Below are 15,009 nucleotides of genomic sequence, written 5' to 3'. Positions count from 1 at the left end.
GGTCAGTCCTCCTTCGCGTCGGAAGCGGCGGCTTCCGCCGCGTCGTCCGTCTTGTCGTCAGTGGTGGGGGTGGCCTCAGCGGCCGGAGCCTCGTCCGCGGCGGCCGGAGCAGCCTCGGTCTCGGCGGGTGCAGCAGCTTCGGCCGCCGGAGCAGCCTCGGGCTCTGCGGCGGGCGCGTCGCCGCCGATCAGACCCTGGTCGGCGATCGCCTGCAGCTGGATCGCAACGCCCGCGATGAGCGCGTTGAGGCCACGTGCGAGGCCGTTGAGCGGCGCGGCGACGACGCCGACGAGCTGCCCGTAGAGCACCTCGCGCGACGGGAGTCTCGAGATCGCTCTGATCTCGTCGGGCGAGACGGGCTTGCCGTCCATCAGGCCGCCCTTGAACTCCAGCACCTGCGTCTCTCTCTGCGCGTCGCTGAGCGCCTTCGCGGCAGCAGCCGCGTCGCCGCGCACGAACGCGAGCGCCGTCGGACCCGAGAGGATCTCCTTCAGCGCCTCGACGCCGGCCTTGTCGGCCGCGCGCTCGGTCAGCGAGTTCTTCACGACGGCGAGCGTCGTGTCGGTGTCGCGCAGCTTGGTGCGCAGGGCGGCGACCTGCGCGACCGTGATGCCGCGGTAGTCGACCGCGAAGACCGCGGAGGAAGCTTCCAGCTCCCCAGCGATCCGGTCGATCACCGCCGCCTTCTCGTTTCTGTTCATGTCAGGTCACTCTCTTCTCGAAATGCGAAACGCCCGCGCGGAGGCGGGCGTCGAGAGTCGGGCGACGTTCCGCCCGGCAGCTTCGAAGCTCCGCCTGCCCCGGACTTACTGGTGCCGGGGGTCTCTGGCAGTGCGTCTCTGGAACGAGGTCTACGCCGCGGCCGGCGCCTCCCCGAGGATGTCACGGGTTCTCGATGCGTCGACCTTGACGCCCGGCCCCATCGTCGAGGCGAGCACGATCGACTGGAGGTATCTGCCCTTAGCGGCGGACGGCTTCGCGCGAACGAGCTCCTCCACGACGGCGGCGTAGTTCTCCAGCAGGCGCTGCTCGTCGAAGCTCGACTTGCCGATCACCATGTGCACGATCGCGGTGCGATCGGTGCGGTACTCGACCTTGCCGGCCTTGGACTCAGACACCGCTCTCGCGACGTCCATCGTGACCGTGCCGACCTTCGGGTTCGGCATCTTGCCCGACGGGCCGAGGATACGGCCGAGACGGCCGACCACCGGCATCAGGTCCGGCGTCGCGATCGCGACGTCGAAGTCGGTGAAGCCCTCTTCGATTCTTCTGGCGAGGTCGTCGGCGCCGACGACGTCAGCGCCGGCCTCCTGGGCCTCACGCGCCTTGTCGCCCTGGGCGAAGACCGCCACCTTGACGTCCTTGCCGAGACCGTGCGGGAGCGCGATCGTGCCGCGCAGCTGCTCGTCCGCGTGACGGACGTTCAGGCCGGTGCGGACATGCAGCTCGACCGACTCGTCGAACTTCGAGCTCTTCAGCTCCTTGACGAGTCTGATCGCCTCGGCGGGCAGATAGCTGTGCTCGCGGTCGTAGCGCTGGCGCGCCTCGACGTATGCCTTGCCGTGCTTGGCCATCGTCACACCACCTCCACGCCCATCGAACGTGCCGTGCCAGCGATGATCTTCGCGGCCTGGTCGACGTCGTGAGCGTTCAGATCCTGAAGCTTCTTCTGCGCGATCTCGCGGAGCTGGTCCTGCGTGATCTGCGCGACCTTTCTGACGTGCGGCTCGGGCGAGCCCTTGTCGATCCCGAGCGCCTGCTTGATCAGCACGGCGGCCGGCGGGCTCTTGAGGACGAACGTGAACGAACGATCCTCGTAGACGGTGATCTCGACGGGGATGACCGTGCCCGTGTCCTGCTGCGTCTGGGCGTTGAACGCCTTGACGAACTCCATGATGTTGACCCCGTGCTGGCCCAGTGCAGGGCCGACCGGCGGGGCCGGGCTCGCCTGGCCGCCGACGGCCTGGAGCTTGATGGTTGTCAGTACCTTCTTCGCCATTTCAGATCTTCTTCACCTGGTCGAAACCGACCTCGACCGGGGTTTCGCGGCCGAAGATTGATACCAGCACCTTGAGTCGGGCGCCGTCCTCGTTGATCTCCGAGATCTCGCCCGAGAAGTCGGACAGCGGCCCGGAGACGACCTTGACCGACTCGCCGATCGAGAACTGCGCGCGGGAGCGAGGCCGCTCGGCCGTCTCGCGGTGCAGCAGTCGATCGACCTCCGCCTGCGTCAGCGGCACGGGCTCGTTGGAGGCGCCGACGAAGCCGGTGACGCCGGGCGTGCCCTTCACGAGCGCCCACGAATCCTCGTTGAGGTCCATGTTGACCAGCACGTAGCCGGGCATCGTGCGCTTCTCTGTGACAACTCTCTGGTTGTCCTTCAGCTCGGTGACGGACTCGGTCGGCACGACGACCTGTCGCACGGCGCGTCTCTGATTGAGCGAGACGACGCGGTGCTCGAGGTTGTGCTTGACCTTGTTCTCGTGACCGGAATAGGTGTTGACGACGTACCAGCGAAACATGTCGGGGGAGGTTCCTTGGGGAGAGGGCGCGAGCCTGGGCTCAGATGATCAGATCGACGATCCGCTGCGAGACCCAGTCGGCCGCGCCGAGGAACGCGCCCGAGAGGAGCACGAAGCCGATGACGACAGCCGTGGCCTGGGCGACCTGCGTGCGGTCGGGCCACTGGACACGCTGCAGCTCGCGCCAGCTGCCGCGCAGGAAGTTGATGAAGCGACCGCCGCCGCGCTTCGGCTCGGGGGAGCGCTCGCCGATGCGCGCGACTCCCGCGGTCTCGTCGCCGCCGCCGCTGCCGCCGCCGGCAGGCACCAGCGGGCCGCCGTCGTCCTCGCGCGCCGACTCGAACAGCTCTTCAGCGGTGCTGCCGCCGAGCGACGGCTCGTCAGCCGCGTTCGCGTCGGCCAGCTCGGGACGACCCATCGCGAGCTGCGCGTCAGCGATGTCCACCTCGCCGGAAGCGAACTCCGCGGGCTCGTGCTCGTGAAGCGGGTTCTCGTCGGGCAGCGCGCTGCCCTCGGCGTGGTTCGCCGAGGTGCCGTCCGAACGGGCGTCCCGTTCGCGGCGCTGCTTCGATCGTCTGCGGTCGCGGGCCACGTCAACCTCTACACGCGGTTAGCGAGTCTCCCGATGGGCGGTGTGTCTCTTGCACCAGCGGCAGTACTTTCTGAGCTGGATCCGCTCAGGATTGTTCCGCTTGCTCTTATTCGTCTGATAGTTGCGCCGCTTGCACTCCTCGCAGGCGAGGGTGACTGCGATGCGAACGTCTCCGCGAGCCATGGTCGTCCAGGTTCCAGTCGTCGTCTCAGGGCAAGTGCCAGCGACCGGCGGCAGACGCAGAAGCGCATCGCCAACCGGCGCGGGCTAGGCAGTGTAGCGGGAAACGCCGGAGCGGTGGGCGATGACGGTCGCCGCCCGGCGCAGCGGCGCAAGGCTGTAGCGTCCCCGGCGCAGACATCCGCAATTTTGCCTTTCAGGTCGGAATAGACGAGAATCAGACACGTGCGCATTGGAGCCAAGACCGACTACGCGCTGCGGGCCGCGCTCGAGCTCGCCGCCGCCGACGGGGACCGCCCCGTCAAGGCGGAGACGATCGCGACGGCACAGCAGATACCGCCGCGCTTCCTCGAGAAGATCCTCAACGACCTGCGACGGGCGGGCATCGTCGAGAGCCGCCGCGGGGTCGAGGGCGGCCACCTGCTGGCGGCGCCGCCGGACCAGATCTACGTCGCCGACATCATTCGCGCGATCGACGGCCCGCTCGCCAACGTCTCCGGCAAGCGCCCGCACGAGCTGACGTACGAGGGCCCCGCCGAGAAGCTGCCGGAACTGCTGGTCGCCGCCCGCGCCGCGCTGCGCGACGTGCTCGATCGCACCACGCTCGCCGACGTCGTCTCGGGCGAGCTGCCCGAGCACGTGACCGCGCTCGCCGGCGATCCGGCGGCGTGGCACAAGATCGGGTGACTCGCTAGCGCGAGTCATTGCGAGTTCCACGGCAGCGGGCAGAGGGACCATTCGCTGCGGGAACTCGCGGGCGTCGAAGCGTTGATTCGCCCGCGACTACGGTCCGCGCGCCTATTCCTGGTTATTTCGGTCGGGATTAGCTAGAATGCATCTCGATGCGAATCGACGTGCACCAGCATCTCCTCTCACAGCCGCTCCTCGCCGCTCTCGAGCGGCGGGGGGCGGTCCCCTCTTTGACACGCGGCGGCGACGGCTGGACGTACCACCTCGCCGGTGAGCCGGACAGCGCGCTGCCGTTCGCGGACGCCGATCTCGCCGTCCGCGCCGGCCAGCTCGAGGACGACGGCGTCGACCGCGCGCTCGTGCTGCTCTCCAGCGCGCTCGGGATCGAGCACCTGCCGGCCGAGGAGGCCGCTCCGCTGCTCGACGCCTACCACGACGGCGCCGCCGCGCTGCCCTCCGAGCGCTTCGGCGCCTGGGGCGCCGTCGGCGTCCACCAGCCCGACCCCAGCGCGGTCGACGCGCTGCTGGCTCGCGGCTTCGTCGGCGTCTCGCTGCCGGCGACCGCGCTCGCGACGCCGGCCGCCGTCGAGCGGCTCGGCCCGCTGCTGGCGCGGCTGGAGCAGGCCGGCGCGCCGCTGTTCGTCCACCCCGGCCCCGTCGCGCTCGACGGCTCCGACGCACGCGCCGCCGGCGCGCCCGCATGGTGGCCGGCGCTGACCGACTACGTCGCGCAGATGAACGCCGCCTGGCACGCCTTCCTGCACACCGGCCGCCCCGCGCTGCCGCGCCTGCGCGTGCTGTTCGCGATGCTCGCCGGGCTCGCGCCGCTGCAACTGGAGCGGCTCGCCGCGCGCGGCGGCCCCGCCGAGCGCGCCGCCGACGACCCGCTGACCTTCTACGACACCTCGTCCTACGGGCCGCAGGCGATCCACGCCGTGCTGCGGGCGATCGGCCCCGACCAGCTCGTGCACGGCTCCGACCGCCCCGTCGTCGGCGCCGCCGTGCCGGCGGCCGACACCGCCGTCGGGCACGCGCTGCTGCGCATCAACCCCGCCCGTCTCCTGTCCCCGACCACCACCGAACCGCGAGTTCCCGCCGCGGGCGGGCCCGCCTGACGCAGGCGTGGAACTCGCAAGGCGAAGCCCCATGACGCAGATCGACCGCCCCACCGGCCGCGACCTCACCCGCGAAGAGCTGCGCACGCTCGCGCAGCAGATCGCTGAGAACCCCTCGCTGTGGTCCGAGCACGTCGCCCACGACCCCTCGCAGCGCACCTACGCCGAGCTGCTGCGTGACGATCATGTCGACGTCTGGCTGATCTGCTGGTCGGAGGACCACGACACCGGCTTCCACGACCATGACGCCTCCTGCGGCGCGGTCGCCGTGATCGACGGCGCCGTGCGCGAGGAGCGGCTCGTGCTCGGCGGCGAGCCGGCCAGACGCGTCGCGCGCGCCGGCGAGTCATTCGACTTCGGCAACGCCGACATCCACCGCGTCCTGCACCACGGCGACGTTCCGGCGGTGACCGTCCACGTCTACTCCCCGCCGCTCCTGCGAATGGGCTCCTACCTGGTCGAGGACGACGGCACGCTCCAGCGCCACTCGGTCTCGTACGAGGAGGAGCTGGTCCCGCTCGAACCGGCGGCGTCGGTCTGACACCGGGCTTCGCCCAGCGAGTTCCACGACGGCGTCCTGTCAGACCGCCCGCCGGGGAAACTCGCGCAGCGATACGCTCGGACGATGCCGCGCGAGTCGACGAACGCCGAAGACCGCAAGCTCCACGTCGAGCCGCCGCACAGATACGCCGCGGGAGTCGAGGCGGTCGCCATCGCGCTGCGCTACGCGCAGAAGCAGATGGGGGTCGCGCACGCCGTCAAGACACTGCCCCGCCTCAACCAGCCCGGCGGCTTCGACTGCCCCGGCTGCGCCTGGCCCGACCCGCGGAAGACGCACGCCGCCGAGTTCTGTGAGAACGGCGTCAAGGCGGTCTCCGAGGAGGCGACGCGCAAGCGCGTCGATCCCGCCTTCTTCGCCCGCCACTCCGTCACGGAGCTGGCCGGCTGGACCGACTTCCAGCTCGGTCAGAGCGGTCGCGTCACGCACCCGATGGTGCTGCGCGAGGGCGCGACGCACTACGAGCCGATCGCGTGGGACGACGCCTTCGCGCTGATCGCGGACGAGCTGAACGGACTCGCGACGCCGGACGAGGCGATCTTCTACACGTCCGGTCGCACCTCCAACGAGGCCGCGTTCGCCTACCAGGCGTTCGTGCGCGCCTTCGGTACGAACAACCTGCCCGACTGCTCGAACATGTGCCACGAGTCGAGCGGCGTCGCGCTGACCGAGACGATCGGGATCGGCAAGGGCAGCGTGACGCTCGAGGATGTCGAGGCGGCCGACCTGCTGATCGTCGTCGGGCAGAACCCAGGCACGAACCACCCGCGGATGCTGTCGTCGCTGGAGGCGGCCAAGCGCAACGGGGCGAAGATCGTCTCCGTCAACCCGCTGCCCGAGGCCGGGCTGATCCGCTTCAGAAACCCGCAGAAGCCGAGCGGCGTCGTCGGTCACGGAACCGCGCTCGCCGACCGCTGGCTGCAGCTCAACGTCAACGGCGACCTCGCCCTCTTCCAGGCGCTCTCGCGGCTGCTGCTCGACGCCGAGGACGCGGCACCGGGAACGGTCCTCGACCGCGACTTCATCGACGCGCACACCGACGGCTTCGAGGCGTGGTCGCAGGCGCTCGCCGCGCTCGACTGGGACGCGGTGCTGGCCGCGACCGGGCTGGCGCGCGCCGAGATCGAGGCGCTCGCGCGGATGGCGATCGCGTCGGAGCGCACGGTCGTCTGCTGGGCGATGGGGATCACGCAGCACAAGAACGCCGTCGCGACGATCCGCGAGATCGTCAGCTTCCTGCTGCTGCGCGGCAACATCGGGCGCCCCGGCGCCGGCGTCTGCCCCGTCCGCGGCCACTCCAACGTGCAGGGCGACCGCACGATGGGGATCTACGAGAAGCCCGCGCCGGCGTTCCTCGACCGTCTCAGAGCGGCCTTCGGCTTCGAGCCGCCGCGTGAGCACGGACTCGACTCGGTCGAGGCGATCCGCGCGATGCGCGACGGCCACGGCAAGGTCTTCTTCGCGATGGGCGGCAACTTCGCCGCCGCCGCGCCCGACACCGAGGCGACCGCGGCGGCGCTGCGCAACTGCCGCCTCACCGTCCAGGTCTCGACGAAGCTCAACCGCTCCCACGTCGTGCCCGGCAGAGCGGCGCTGATCCTGCCGACGCTCGGCCGCACCGAGGTCGACATGCGGGCGCGCGGGGCGCAGGTCGTGACGGTCGAGGACTCGATGGGGATGGTCCATCACTCGCGCGGAACGCTCGAGCCGGCCTCCGATCAGCTGATCAGCGAGGTCGCGATCGTCTGCCGGCTGGCGCGGGCGGTGCTGGGGCCGGCTGGCGTCGGCGACGGTGCGGATGCGGGCGGCGCGGGGGTGCGTGCCGGCGCGGACGTGCCGTGGGAGGCGCTCGCCGACGACTACCGCGAGATCCGCTCGCTGATCGAGCAGACGGTCCCCGGCTTCGAGCGCTTCGAGGCGCGGATCGCCCAGCCCGGCGGCTTTGCGCTGCCGCATCCGCCGCGCGACTCTCGCACCTTCCCGACGACGACCGGCAAAGCCCGTTTCCTCGTCAACCCGCTGACGCACGCGAGCGCGCCGACCGGCGCCCTGATACTCCAGACGCTGCGCTCGCACGACCAGTACAACACGACGATCTACGGCCTCAACGACCGTTACCGCGGCGTCAAGGCCGGCCGCCGCGTCGTCTTCCTCAACGCGGCCGACATCGCCGAGCTGGGCTTCGCGGAGGGTGACGTGGTCGACCTCGTCGGCGAGGCGGCCGACGGCGTCGAGCGGCTCGCCGAGCGCTTCCGCGTCGTCGCCTACGACACGCCGCGCGGCAGCGCCGCCGCCTACTACCCCGAGACGAACCCGCTCGTGCCGCTCGACTCGACCGCCGACGGCTCCAACCAGCCGGCGTCGAAGTCGGTCGTCGTCCGCCTGCGGCGGATTGCGAGTTCCACTCCGGCGAGCTGACGCCGCGTCGCGCTCGCGGGAACTCGCGCGCGCTATCGCGGAGCGGCTGTGAGCGTCGCGCCGACGTGCTCGAGGTGGCCGTGCATGGCCAGCTCGGCCGCGGTGCCGTCGTGGGCGCGGATCGCGGCGACGATCGCCGTCATCTCCTCCAGCGCCCGCACGCGCAGCGCGGCATCCGTCGAGGTCGTCGTGCGCGAGTGGCTGAGCAGGTCGGCGATCGCGGCGAACAGCACCCGCAGCGGCACGCTCGCCGAGGCGTCGACGATCGTCGCGTGGGCGCGCACGTCCGCCGCGCCGAACAGCTGCGCGTCGGGCAGCGCGGCGCGCATCTCGGCGAGGCTCTCGTCGAGACGGCGGAGGTCATGGTCGTCGCGGCGCTCGGCGGCCAGCCGCGCGGCGAGCGGCTCCAGCCGCTGACGCACCTCGAACAGGTCACCGAGGTCGAGCGGCGCGCGGTAGGTGCCTGAGCCCTGACGCGACTCGATGATGCCGAGGTCCGAGAGCCGTCTGAGCCCCTCCCGCAGGCTGGAGCGCGAGACCCCGAGCTGGGTCGCCAGCTCGCGCTCCGGCGGCAGCCTGTCGCCCGGTGCGACCTGCTCGTCGGAGAGCAGCTCGCGAAGGCGTTCGGCGACGTGGTTGCGCGGCGGCATCGTCGGCGATTATAGTGGTCCGACCATAATGGTCTGACCAATCTGGAGTCCCCGCATGCGCATCGGCACCGTCATCACGAACGGCACCCCCACCCCCGTCGTCGAGCGTGACGGCGCGCTCGTCCCGCTCGACGTACCCGCCGGCACGACGGTCGCCGACCTGATCGCCGCCGGCGACGCGATCCCCGCCCCGGCCGCCGACGCCGCCGCGCTGCAGGCCGACGCCCAGCTCGCCGCGCCGCTGGCGCCCGGCAAGATCGTCGCGATCGGCCTCAACTACATGGACCACGTGCGCGAGACCGGACTGGAGAAGCCGACCTCGCCGCTGGTCTTCACGAAGTTCACGACGAGCGTGATCGGCGACGGCGAGCAGATCCGCGTCGACCGCGCGATCACGCAGAGAGTCGACTGGGAGGTCGAGCTGGCCGCCGTGATCGGCAGAACGATGACGCGCGTCTCCGTCGAGGACGCCCTCTCGCACGTCTTCGGGTACACCGTCGCCAACGACGTCTCGGCGCGCGACGTGCAGTTCGCCGACGGTCAGTGGGTGCGCGGCAAGAGCCTCGACACGTTCTGCCCGCTCGGTCCGGCGATCGTCACCGCCGACGAGGTCTCCGACCCCCAGGCGCTCGGCCTTTGGACGCGCGTCAACGGTGAGACCGTGCAGGACTCGAACACGAAGGAGATGGTTTTCGGCGTCGCCGAGCTGCTCTCGTTCTGCTCGCACAGCTTCACGCTGGAGCCCGGCGACGTCGTGCTGACCGGCACGCCGTGGGGCTGCGGCGAGTTCATGGACCCGATCCGCTCGCTGAAGGCCGGCGACGTCGTCGAGGTCGAGGTCGAGGGGATCGGCAAGGTCGCCAACCCCGTCGTCGAGATCTGAACGGCTGAGGAGGGCGCGGCGGCCCGCTCGCCGCGCCTTCCTATCATCAGCGGACGTGACGAACGAAAAGCAGCGCGACGGGCGTCGCATCATCGCCCTCTTCCGCCCATACCGCGCACGCCTGGCGCTCGTGCTGGGCCTGATCGTCATCTCGGCCGGGCTCAGCATGATCTCGCCGTTCCTGCTGCGCGAGGTGCTCGACGTCGCGATCCCCGACCAGCGCACCGGCCTGCTGAGCGCGCTCGTCGGCGGGATGATCGCGATCGCGGTGATCACCGGCGCGCTGAGCGTCGCGCAGACCTACCTCTCCAACATCGTCGGCCAGCAGGTGATGCACGACCTGCGCGCGGCGGTGTACAGACATCTGCAGCGGCTCTCGCTCGCCTTCTTCACGAGAACGCGCACCGGCGAGGTGCAGTCGCGCATCTCCAACGACATCGGCGGGATCGACAACGTCGTCACCTCGACCGCGACCTCGATCGCGTCGAACGTGACGACGGTCGTGGCGACGATCGTCGCGATGACGCTGCTCGACTGGCGGCTCGCGATCTTCTCGCTGATCCTGCTGCCGTTCTTCGTCTGGCTGACGCGCCGCGTCGGCCAGGAGCGCAAGCGCATCACCGCGACGAAGCAGGGCAGACTGGCCGACCTCTCGGCCCTCGTGGAGGAGTCGCTGTCGGTCTCCGGGATGCTGCTCGGCAAGACGATGGGCCGCGGCGGGGATCTCGCCGAGCGGTTCGCGCGCGAGTCGGAGGAGCTGGCCGCGATCGAGGTGCGCCAGCGGATGGCCGGGCGCTGGCGGATGGCGACCGTGCAGATGACCTTCGCGGTCATGCCGGCGCTCGTCTACTGGTTCGCCGGGCAGTCGATCGCCGACGGCGGGCAGACGATCTCGATCGGCACCGTCGTCGCGTTCACGACGCTGCAGACGCGGCTGCTGTTCCCGATCGGCCAGCTGCTGTCGGTCAGCCTCGACATCCAGACCTCGCTGGCGCTGTTCGAGCGGATCTTCGAGTACCTCGACCTGCCCGTCGACATCGAGGAGGCGGCGAGACCGGTGCGGCTGCGGCCCTCCGAGGTCGTCGGCGAGGTCCGCTTCGAGGAGGTCGGCTTCCGCTACGGCGAGGGCGACGCGCCGTGGACGCTGGAGCAGATCGACCTCGTCGTGCCGGCCGGCACGCGCACCGCGGTCGTCGGCGAGACCGGCGCCGGCAAGACGACGCTCGGCTACCTCGCCGCGCGCCTCTACGAGGTGCAGCGCGGCCGCGTCACGATCGACGGCATCGACGTGCGCGAGCTCGCCTTCGACTCGCTCGCGGCGACCGTCGGTGTCGTCTCGCAGGAGACCTACCTGTTCCACGCCTCCGTACGCGAGAACCTGCGCTTCGCGCGGCCGGAGGCGACTGACGAGGAGATCGAGGCGGCCGCCCGCAGCGCCCGCATCCACGACCTGATCGCGTCGCTGCCCGACGGCTACGACAGCGTCGTCGGCGAGCGCGGCTACCGCTTCTCCGGCGGCGAGAAGCAGCGCATGGCGATCGCGCGCACGCTCCTGCGCAACCCGCCGGTGCTGGTGCTCGACGAGGCGACCAGCGCGCTCGACACACAGACCGAGCAGGCCGTGCAGGCCGCGCTCGAACGGCTCGCCGAGGGCCGTACGACGATCACGATCGCGCATCGGCTCTCGACCGTCCGCGACGCCGACCAGATCGTCGTGCTGGAGAGAGGGCGGATCGCCGAGCGCGGCCGCCACGAAGAGCTGATGGCGCGCGGCGGCCTCTACGCGCGGCTGGTCGCGCGCGACCATGCCGGGGAGCCGCTGGCGGACTGAGCGGGTCGGCGGGCGCGTGGACCGGCCGCCGGGCGCGATACATTCGTGTTGCAGATGAGCAACACGGTTGACGAGAGCCTGCGCGCCGCCGGCCGGCGCGCCTTCGCCAGACACGGCTACGGCGGCGCGACGATCGAGCGGATCGCACGCGAGGCGGGCCTGTCGCGCGTGACGTTGCACCGCCGCGGGATCGATCGCGACGCGGTGCTCGCAGCGCTCGCGGAGGATGCGGCCGACGCCTATCGGCGCGCGCTGTGGCCTGCGCTGACCGGCGCCGGCAGCGGGCGCGAGCGGTTGGAGCAGGCGCTGCGGGCGATCTGCGCGACGGCCGATCGCGAGCTCGACGTGCTGGTGGCGCTGCGCGCGCGGCGCGACGCGATCTTTCATGAGATCGGCGGCGCGGACGGGGCCCGCACGGACGCCGGAGCAGGCGGGCTCGGAACGCGCGAGATCTTCTTCGAGCCGCTCTCGCGTCTGCTCCGAGACGGCGCGGCCGACGGCTCACTGCGCGCCCACGACGATCCCGACGAGGTCGCGGTGGTGCTCTTCAATCAGGTCGGCGGCACCTACATCCACTTGCGCGGGGAGCACGGCTGGTCGCACGAGCGATGCCGTGACGCGCTGGTAGGGCTTGCGATCAGCGGCATTGCCTCACCCTCTAGTTGAGGATGAGTATTGCTCAGATGAGCGCGTAGACCGCAAGGGCGGTGAGACCGCCGCTCGCGGCCACGAAGGACGCACCGGTGACGACGCGGTAGAGCGGGCGCTCCGATTGCTCTCGGCCCCAAGCGAGCGGCACGAACAGCAGCGGGTTGACGACCAGACCGAACGCCAACAGCGCCGTGATCCAGACGGGGCGATCGGGGACGACCTGATCGATCGCGATCAGGATCAGCCCCATCGAGACCCAGTCCAGGTGGAGCTGGCGGAAGCGCATCGGCGCCACGACGCCGCGTCTGGAGAACCATTCCGGGCGCTGCATCGTCGCGAGCACGAGCCAACCGGAGAGGCCGGCGAGCGCGAGTGAGATCAAGCCGAGTGAGCTGAGCAGTGGCATCTGTCGGTGAGGGGTAGACGATGGACATCGACGTTGCATTGGAGTAACGTCGATGTTGCATGAAGATGCTAGCTCGCCACGACGACGAGCGCGCCGATTACGTCCGCGCCGCCGGTCGCGCCCCGCTCGCGCTCTACGACCCGCTCGTCGCGGTGACGACGCGCGAGCGACTGTTCCGCACACGGCTGCTCGCGCAAGTGCTCGACGGCGCACCAGTCGAGCGGCCGCTGGAGGTCGTCGAGATCGGTTGCGGCACCGGTTCGTTCACGACGATGGTGGCCCGCGCCGAGACGACCGGGGGCGTGCACGCGATCGGCGTCGACGGCGACGCCGAGGTGCTGGCGCGGGCGCACAGGAAGGCCGGCGCGGCGGCGGTCGACTGGCGTGAAGGCCTCGCCGACGCGCTGCCGCTGCCCGACGCGAGCGCCGATCGCGTCGTGATGTCACTGCTGCTCCACCACCTCTCCCCCGCGACGCAGCGCGCCGCGCTCGCGGAGGCGAGACGTGTGCTGCGTCCGGGCGGCCGCATCCACGTCGCCGACTGGGGACCGGCACGCGATCCGCTGATGCGACTCGCCTTCCGCGGCCTGCAGCTGCTCGACGGAGTCGAGAACACCGCGCCGCTCGGTCGCGGAGAGCTGCCCGCGCTGCTCACCGACGCCGGGTTCGAGCAGCATCGGCTGCACGACCGCCTGCGGACCATGGGCGGCGTGCTGGAGCTGCGCTCGGCGCGTCGTTCCGCGTAGGCGCTCGCTACCCGCGGTGGTCGACCCGCGCGCCGGCGGCGCGCAGGCTCGCGACGACGGCGCCGATCTCCAGCACCTGATCGATGTGGTGGACGCCGGTGCGCGAGACCGATGAAGCGGCGGTCGCGGGCGGCGACAGCGGCTCGCCGAGCAGCGCGCGTGTCGCGGCGGCGGCGACGAGGCCGGTCAGCTCGGCCTCGCGGCGGCCGGCGAGCGACGCCTGACGCTCGTGCGGGCGGCCGCCGCGCAGACCTCTGGCGCGGGCGGCGAGCACGCAGGCGTCGGAGCCGGGCGCCGCCCCTCCTGCCGCCAGCAGCCGCAGCGCGACCGCACGGCTACGAGGGCGCTCGCGCGCCACCATGCGACCGATGCCGGCGCGCGCGGCGAGCGCGAAGAGGCCGGTCGCGGGCGCCGGATCGAGCGCGAGCCAGGTCGACGCGCTCGCCACACCGAGCGTGCGCGGCAGCACCTCCTGCTCCGGAAAGGGGAAGCGGTACGCACGCAGCGGGCGGCGCCGGCCGGACAGCGCGAAGGTACGCGAGTCGCGCAGCGCGGTCGGGTCGGCGAGGCCGTCGAGCGTCCACTCGACCGCCGCCGGGCCGTGCACGTCGCCAAGACCGAGCTGGACCAGCAGCTCGATCTCCGGCGGCGCGTCGAAGCCGCCGGCGACGCTCGCGGCCAGCAGGTTCGTCAGGCCGGGCGCGACGCCGACGCTCAGCAGCGCGCTCGCGCCGCCGTCGCGCGCGACCCCGTCGAGCGCCTCGACCTCGGCGATGCGGGCCGGAGTCGCGGTCACGTCGACGTAGTGGGTTCCGCGCGCCAACCACGCGGCGACCAGCCCCGGCGGACGGTCGTCGATGCACATGACGACCGCCGCGGCCGGCGGCGGATCGGTCGCGAGCGCTGGATCGGCGACGTCGAGCCGCAGCGCCGTGACGCCATGGCCGGTCGCCGCGGCGACCTGCTGCGCACGGTCGAGGCCGCGTCCGGCGACTACGACGCGGCCCGGCAGCAGCGGCGCGAGCGCGGCGACGATCGTGCGGCCGACCTGACCGGAACCGCCGACGACGAGGACGCGGGTGGTGGGGTCGGGCGCACCGCCCGCGGTGGTTGCGGCAGACGCGGACGCGACGGAGGTAACTCTTACAGGCATGTTCATCTTACGAACAAGCCTTACACTGTTGTCAAGCTTGTCATCCAGCACCTCCCCCTCTGGCCGGCGCGCCGACGCCGAGCGCAACGTCGCCGCGATCGTCGCGGCCGGGCTCGACGTGCTCGCGACGCGGCCCGACGCCGGGCTCGTCGCGGTCGCCGAGGCGGCCGGCGTCACGCGCACGACCGTCTACGCCCACTTCCCCACCCGCGCCGCGCTCGTCGGCGCCGTGCTCGACGCCGCGATCGCCGAAGCGGCCGCCGCGCTCGACGGCGCCGCGCCCGACAGCGGCCCGCCCGACGCCGCGCTGACGCGGATGGTCGCCGCCTCGTGGCAGACGATCGATCGCCAGGGGCGGCTGATGGAGGCCGTCGGGCAGGTGCTCTCCGAGGCCGAGTGCCATGCCCGCCACCGCCCCGTCGGCGAGCGCGTCGAGCGAACGCTGCGACGGGGCCAGGCCGACGGCCGCTTCCGCACCGACGTGCCGGTCGACTGGCTGCTGGCGGTCACCTACGCGCTCGTGCACGCCGCCGCGGCCGAGGTCGCCGCCGGCCGGCTGCCGGCCGAGCGCGCCGGCGAGCTGGCCGGCGCCTCGGTGCTCGCGGCCTGCGCC

Annotated in this window: 18 protein-coding genes; 9 read left to right on the top strand and 9 right to left on the bottom strand. The window is 71.7% G+C overall.

The window, feature by feature from the left end; genetic code table 11:
* Positions 1-2: 2 nt before the first annotated feature.
* The 6 genes from rplJ to rpmG all read right to left on the bottom strand — a co-directional run bounded on the left by rplJ (position 3) and on the right by rpmG (position 3,297).
* Positions 3-701 (bottom strand): 50S ribosomal protein L10, encoded by a 699-nt coding sequence (rplJ, locus tag R7226_RS19640; protein WP_318599004.1) that lies wholly within the window; start codon positions 699-701, stop codon positions 3-5.
* A gap of 150 nt (positions 702-851) precedes the next feature.
* Positions 852-1,574 carry a 50S ribosomal protein L1 gene (gene rplA, locus R7226_RS19635; protein ID WP_318599003.1) on the bottom strand — a complete coding sequence of 241 codons (723 nt, stop codon included), beginning with the start codon at positions 1,572-1,574 and terminating at the stop codon, positions 852-854.
* A 2-nt stretch (positions 1,575-1,576) separates the two neighbouring features.
* Positions 1,577-1,999 carry a 50S ribosomal protein L11 gene (gene rplK / locus R7226_RS19630; protein ID WP_318599002.1) on the bottom strand — a complete coding sequence of 141 codons (423 nt, stop codon included), beginning with the start codon at positions 1,997-1,999 and terminating at the stop codon, positions 1,577-1,579.
* 1 nt (position 2,000) lies between these two features.
* Positions 2,001-2,522, bottom strand: a complete 522-nt coding sequence (gene nusG / locus R7226_RS19625; RefSeq protein WP_318599001.1) for a transcription termination/antitermination protein NusG — start codon at positions 2,520-2,522, stop codon at positions 2,001-2,003.
* 40 nt (positions 2,523-2,562) lie between these two features.
* A complete protein-coding gene (gene secE / locus R7226_RS19620) occupies positions 2,563-3,114 on the bottom strand; it encodes a preprotein translocase subunit SecE (protein ID WP_318599000.1) in 552 nt (183 codons plus the stop codon).
* An 18-nt stretch (positions 3,115-3,132) separates the two neighbouring features.
* Positions 3,133-3,297 (bottom strand): 50S ribosomal protein L33, encoded by a 165-nt coding sequence (gene rpmG / locus R7226_RS19615; RefSeq protein ID WP_012932800.1) that lies wholly within the window; start codon positions 3,295-3,297, stop codon positions 3,133-3,135.
* Between the two features lie 222 nt (positions 3,298-3,519).
* Between rpmG and R7226_RS19610 the strand changes: the two genes are divergently transcribed.
* The 4 genes from R7226_RS19610 to R7226_RS19595 all read left to right on the top strand — a co-directional run bounded on the left by R7226_RS19610 (position 3,520) and on the right by R7226_RS19595 (position 8,076).
* A complete protein-coding gene (locus R7226_RS19610) occupies positions 3,520-3,981 on the top strand; it encodes an RrF2 family transcriptional regulator (protein WP_318598999.1) in 462 nt (153 codons plus the stop codon).
* A gap of 155 nt (positions 3,982-4,136) precedes the next feature.
* Positions 4,137-5,099, top strand: coding sequence for an amidohydrolase family protein (locus R7226_RS19605; protein ID WP_318598998.1), 963 nt, complete (start codon positions 4,137-4,139; stop codon positions 5,097-5,099).
* Between the two features lie 31 nt (positions 5,100-5,130).
* Positions 5,131-5,640 carry a cysteine dioxygenase gene (locus R7226_RS19600; RefSeq protein ID WP_318598997.1) on the top strand — a complete coding sequence of 170 codons (510 nt, stop codon included), beginning with the start codon at positions 5,131-5,133 and terminating at the stop codon, positions 5,638-5,640.
* An 84-nt stretch (positions 5,641-5,724) separates the two neighbouring features.
* Complete coding sequence (locus tag R7226_RS19595) at positions 5,725-8,076, top strand: FdhF/YdeP family oxidoreductase (RefSeq protein WP_318598996.1); 2,352 nt, start codon at positions 5,725-5,727, stop codon at positions 8,074-8,076.
* A gap of 32 nt (positions 8,077-8,108) precedes the next feature.
* Here R7226_RS19595 and R7226_RS19590 read toward each other — a convergent pair whose 3' ends face one another.
* A complete protein-coding gene (locus R7226_RS19590) occupies positions 8,109-8,726 on the bottom strand; it encodes a FadR/GntR family transcriptional regulator (RefSeq protein WP_318598995.1) in 618 nt (205 codons plus the stop codon).
* A gap of 55 nt (positions 8,727-8,781) precedes the next feature.
* On the opposite strand from R7226_RS19590, the gene R7226_RS19585 reads away from it, so the two are divergent.
* Genes R7226_RS19585 through R7226_RS19575 form a run of 3 tightly spaced genes read left to right on the top strand, consistent with a single transcriptional unit; the run spans position 8,782 to position 12,106 of the window.
* Positions 8,782-9,609 (top strand): fumarylacetoacetate hydrolase family protein, encoded by an 828-nt coding sequence (locus tag R7226_RS19585; RefSeq protein ID WP_318598994.1) that lies wholly within the window; start codon positions 8,782-8,784, stop codon positions 9,607-9,609.
* Positions 9,610-9,664: 55 nt separating this feature from the next.
* The gene (locus R7226_RS19580; RefSeq protein ID WP_318598993.1) at positions 9,665-11,440 is read left to right on the top strand and encodes an ABC transporter ATP-binding protein; all 1,776 of its coding nucleotides are present in this window, start codon (positions 9,665-9,667) and stop codon (positions 11,438-11,440) included.
* A gap of 54 nt (positions 11,441-11,494) precedes the next feature.
* On the top strand, positions 11,495-12,106 hold the full coding sequence (locus tag R7226_RS19575; RefSeq protein WP_318598992.1) for a TetR/AcrR family transcriptional regulator: 612 nt from the start codon (positions 11,495-11,497) through the stop codon (positions 12,104-12,106).
* Positions 12,107-12,119: 13 nt separating this feature from the next.
* On the opposite strand, the gene R7226_RS19570 is transcribed toward R7226_RS19575, so the two are convergent.
* Positions 12,120-12,434, bottom strand: coding sequence for a hypothetical protein (locus R7226_RS19570; protein WP_318598991.1), 315 nt, complete (start codon positions 12,432-12,434; stop codon positions 12,120-12,122).
* A 122-nt stretch (positions 12,435-12,556) separates the two neighbouring features.
* On the opposite strand from R7226_RS19570, the gene R7226_RS19565 reads away from it, so the two are divergent.
* Positions 12,557-13,243 (top strand): class I SAM-dependent methyltransferase, encoded by a 687-nt coding sequence (locus tag R7226_RS19565; protein ID WP_318598990.1) that lies wholly within the window; start codon positions 12,557-12,559, stop codon positions 13,241-13,243.
* A 7-nt stretch (positions 13,244-13,250) separates the two neighbouring features.
* Here R7226_RS19565 and R7226_RS19560 read toward each other — a convergent pair whose 3' ends face one another.
* Entirely contained in the window at positions 13,251-14,396 is a 1,146-nt protein-coding gene (locus R7226_RS19560; RefSeq protein WP_318598988.1) for a saccharopine dehydrogenase family protein, read from the bottom strand.
* 37 nt (positions 14,397-14,433) lie between these two features.
* Between R7226_RS19560 and R7226_RS19555 the strand changes: the two genes are divergently transcribed.
* On the top strand, positions 14,434-15,009 hold a 576-nt coding region (locus tag R7226_RS19555; RefSeq protein ID WP_318598987.1), incomplete at its 3' end, for a TetR/AcrR family transcriptional regulator.

This window comes from Conexibacter stalactiti, assembly GCF_033542075.1.
In the GTDB taxonomy this organism is placed as follows: Bacteria; Actinomycetota; Thermoleophilia; order Solirubrobacterales; family Solirubrobacteraceae; genus Conexibacter; species Conexibacter stalactiti.
This window is presented reverse-complemented; position numbering and strand designations above follow the sequence as displayed.

What these genes read in the sequence shown, in the direction of transcription:
- R7226_RS19565 (WP_318598990.1), top strand. Translation starts at nt 12,557, where the DNA reads ATGAAGATGCTAGCTCGCCACGACGACGAGCGCGCCGATTACGTCCGC.
- rpmG (WP_012932800.1), bottom strand. Translation starts at nt 3,297, where the DNA reads ATGGCTCGCGGAGACGTTCGCATCGCAGTCACCCTCGCCTGCGAGGAG.
- R7226_RS19560 (WP_318598988.1), bottom strand. Translation starts at nt 14,396, where the DNA reads ATGCCTGTAAGAGTTACCTCCGTCGCGTCCGCGTCTGCCGCAACCACC.
- R7226_RS19585 (WP_318598994.1), top strand. Translation starts at nt 8,782, where the DNA reads ATGCGCATCGGCACCGTCATCACGAACGGCACCCCCACCCCCGTCGTC.
- R7226_RS19605 (WP_318598998.1), top strand. Translation starts at nt 4,137, where the DNA reads ATGCGAATCGACGTGCACCAGCATCTCCTCTCACAGCCGCTCCTCGCC.
- rplA (WP_318599003.1), bottom strand. Translation starts at nt 1,574, where the DNA reads ATGGCCAAGCACGGCAAGGCATACGTCGAGGCGCGCCAGCGCTACGAC.
- R7226_RS19600 (WP_318598997.1), top strand. Translation starts at nt 5,131, where the DNA reads ATGACGCAGATCGACCGCCCCACCGGCCGCGACCTCACCCGCGAAGAG.
- R7226_RS19575 (WP_318598992.1), top strand. Translation starts at nt 11,495, where the DNA reads ATGAGCAACACGGTTGACGAGAGCCTGCGCGCCGCCGGCCGGCGCGCC.
- R7226_RS19595 (WP_318598996.1), top strand. Translation starts at nt 5,725, where the DNA reads ATGCCGCGCGAGTCGACGAACGCCGAAGACCGCAAGCTCCACGTCGAG.
- rplK (WP_318599002.1), bottom strand. Translation starts at nt 1,999, where the DNA reads ATGGCGAAGAAGGTACTGACAACCATCAAGCTCCAGGCCGTCGGCGGC.
- rplJ (WP_318599004.1), bottom strand. Translation starts at nt 701, where the DNA reads ATGAACAGAAACGAGAAGGCGGCGGTGATCGACCGGATCGCTGGGGAG.
- R7226_RS19590 (WP_318598995.1), bottom strand. Translation starts at nt 8,726, where the DNA reads ATGCCGCCGCGCAACCACGTCGCCGAACGCCTTCGCGAGCTGCTCTCC.
- nusG (WP_318599001.1), bottom strand. Translation starts at nt 2,522, where the DNA reads ATGTTTCGCTGGTACGTCGTCAACACCTATTCCGGTCACGAGAACAAG.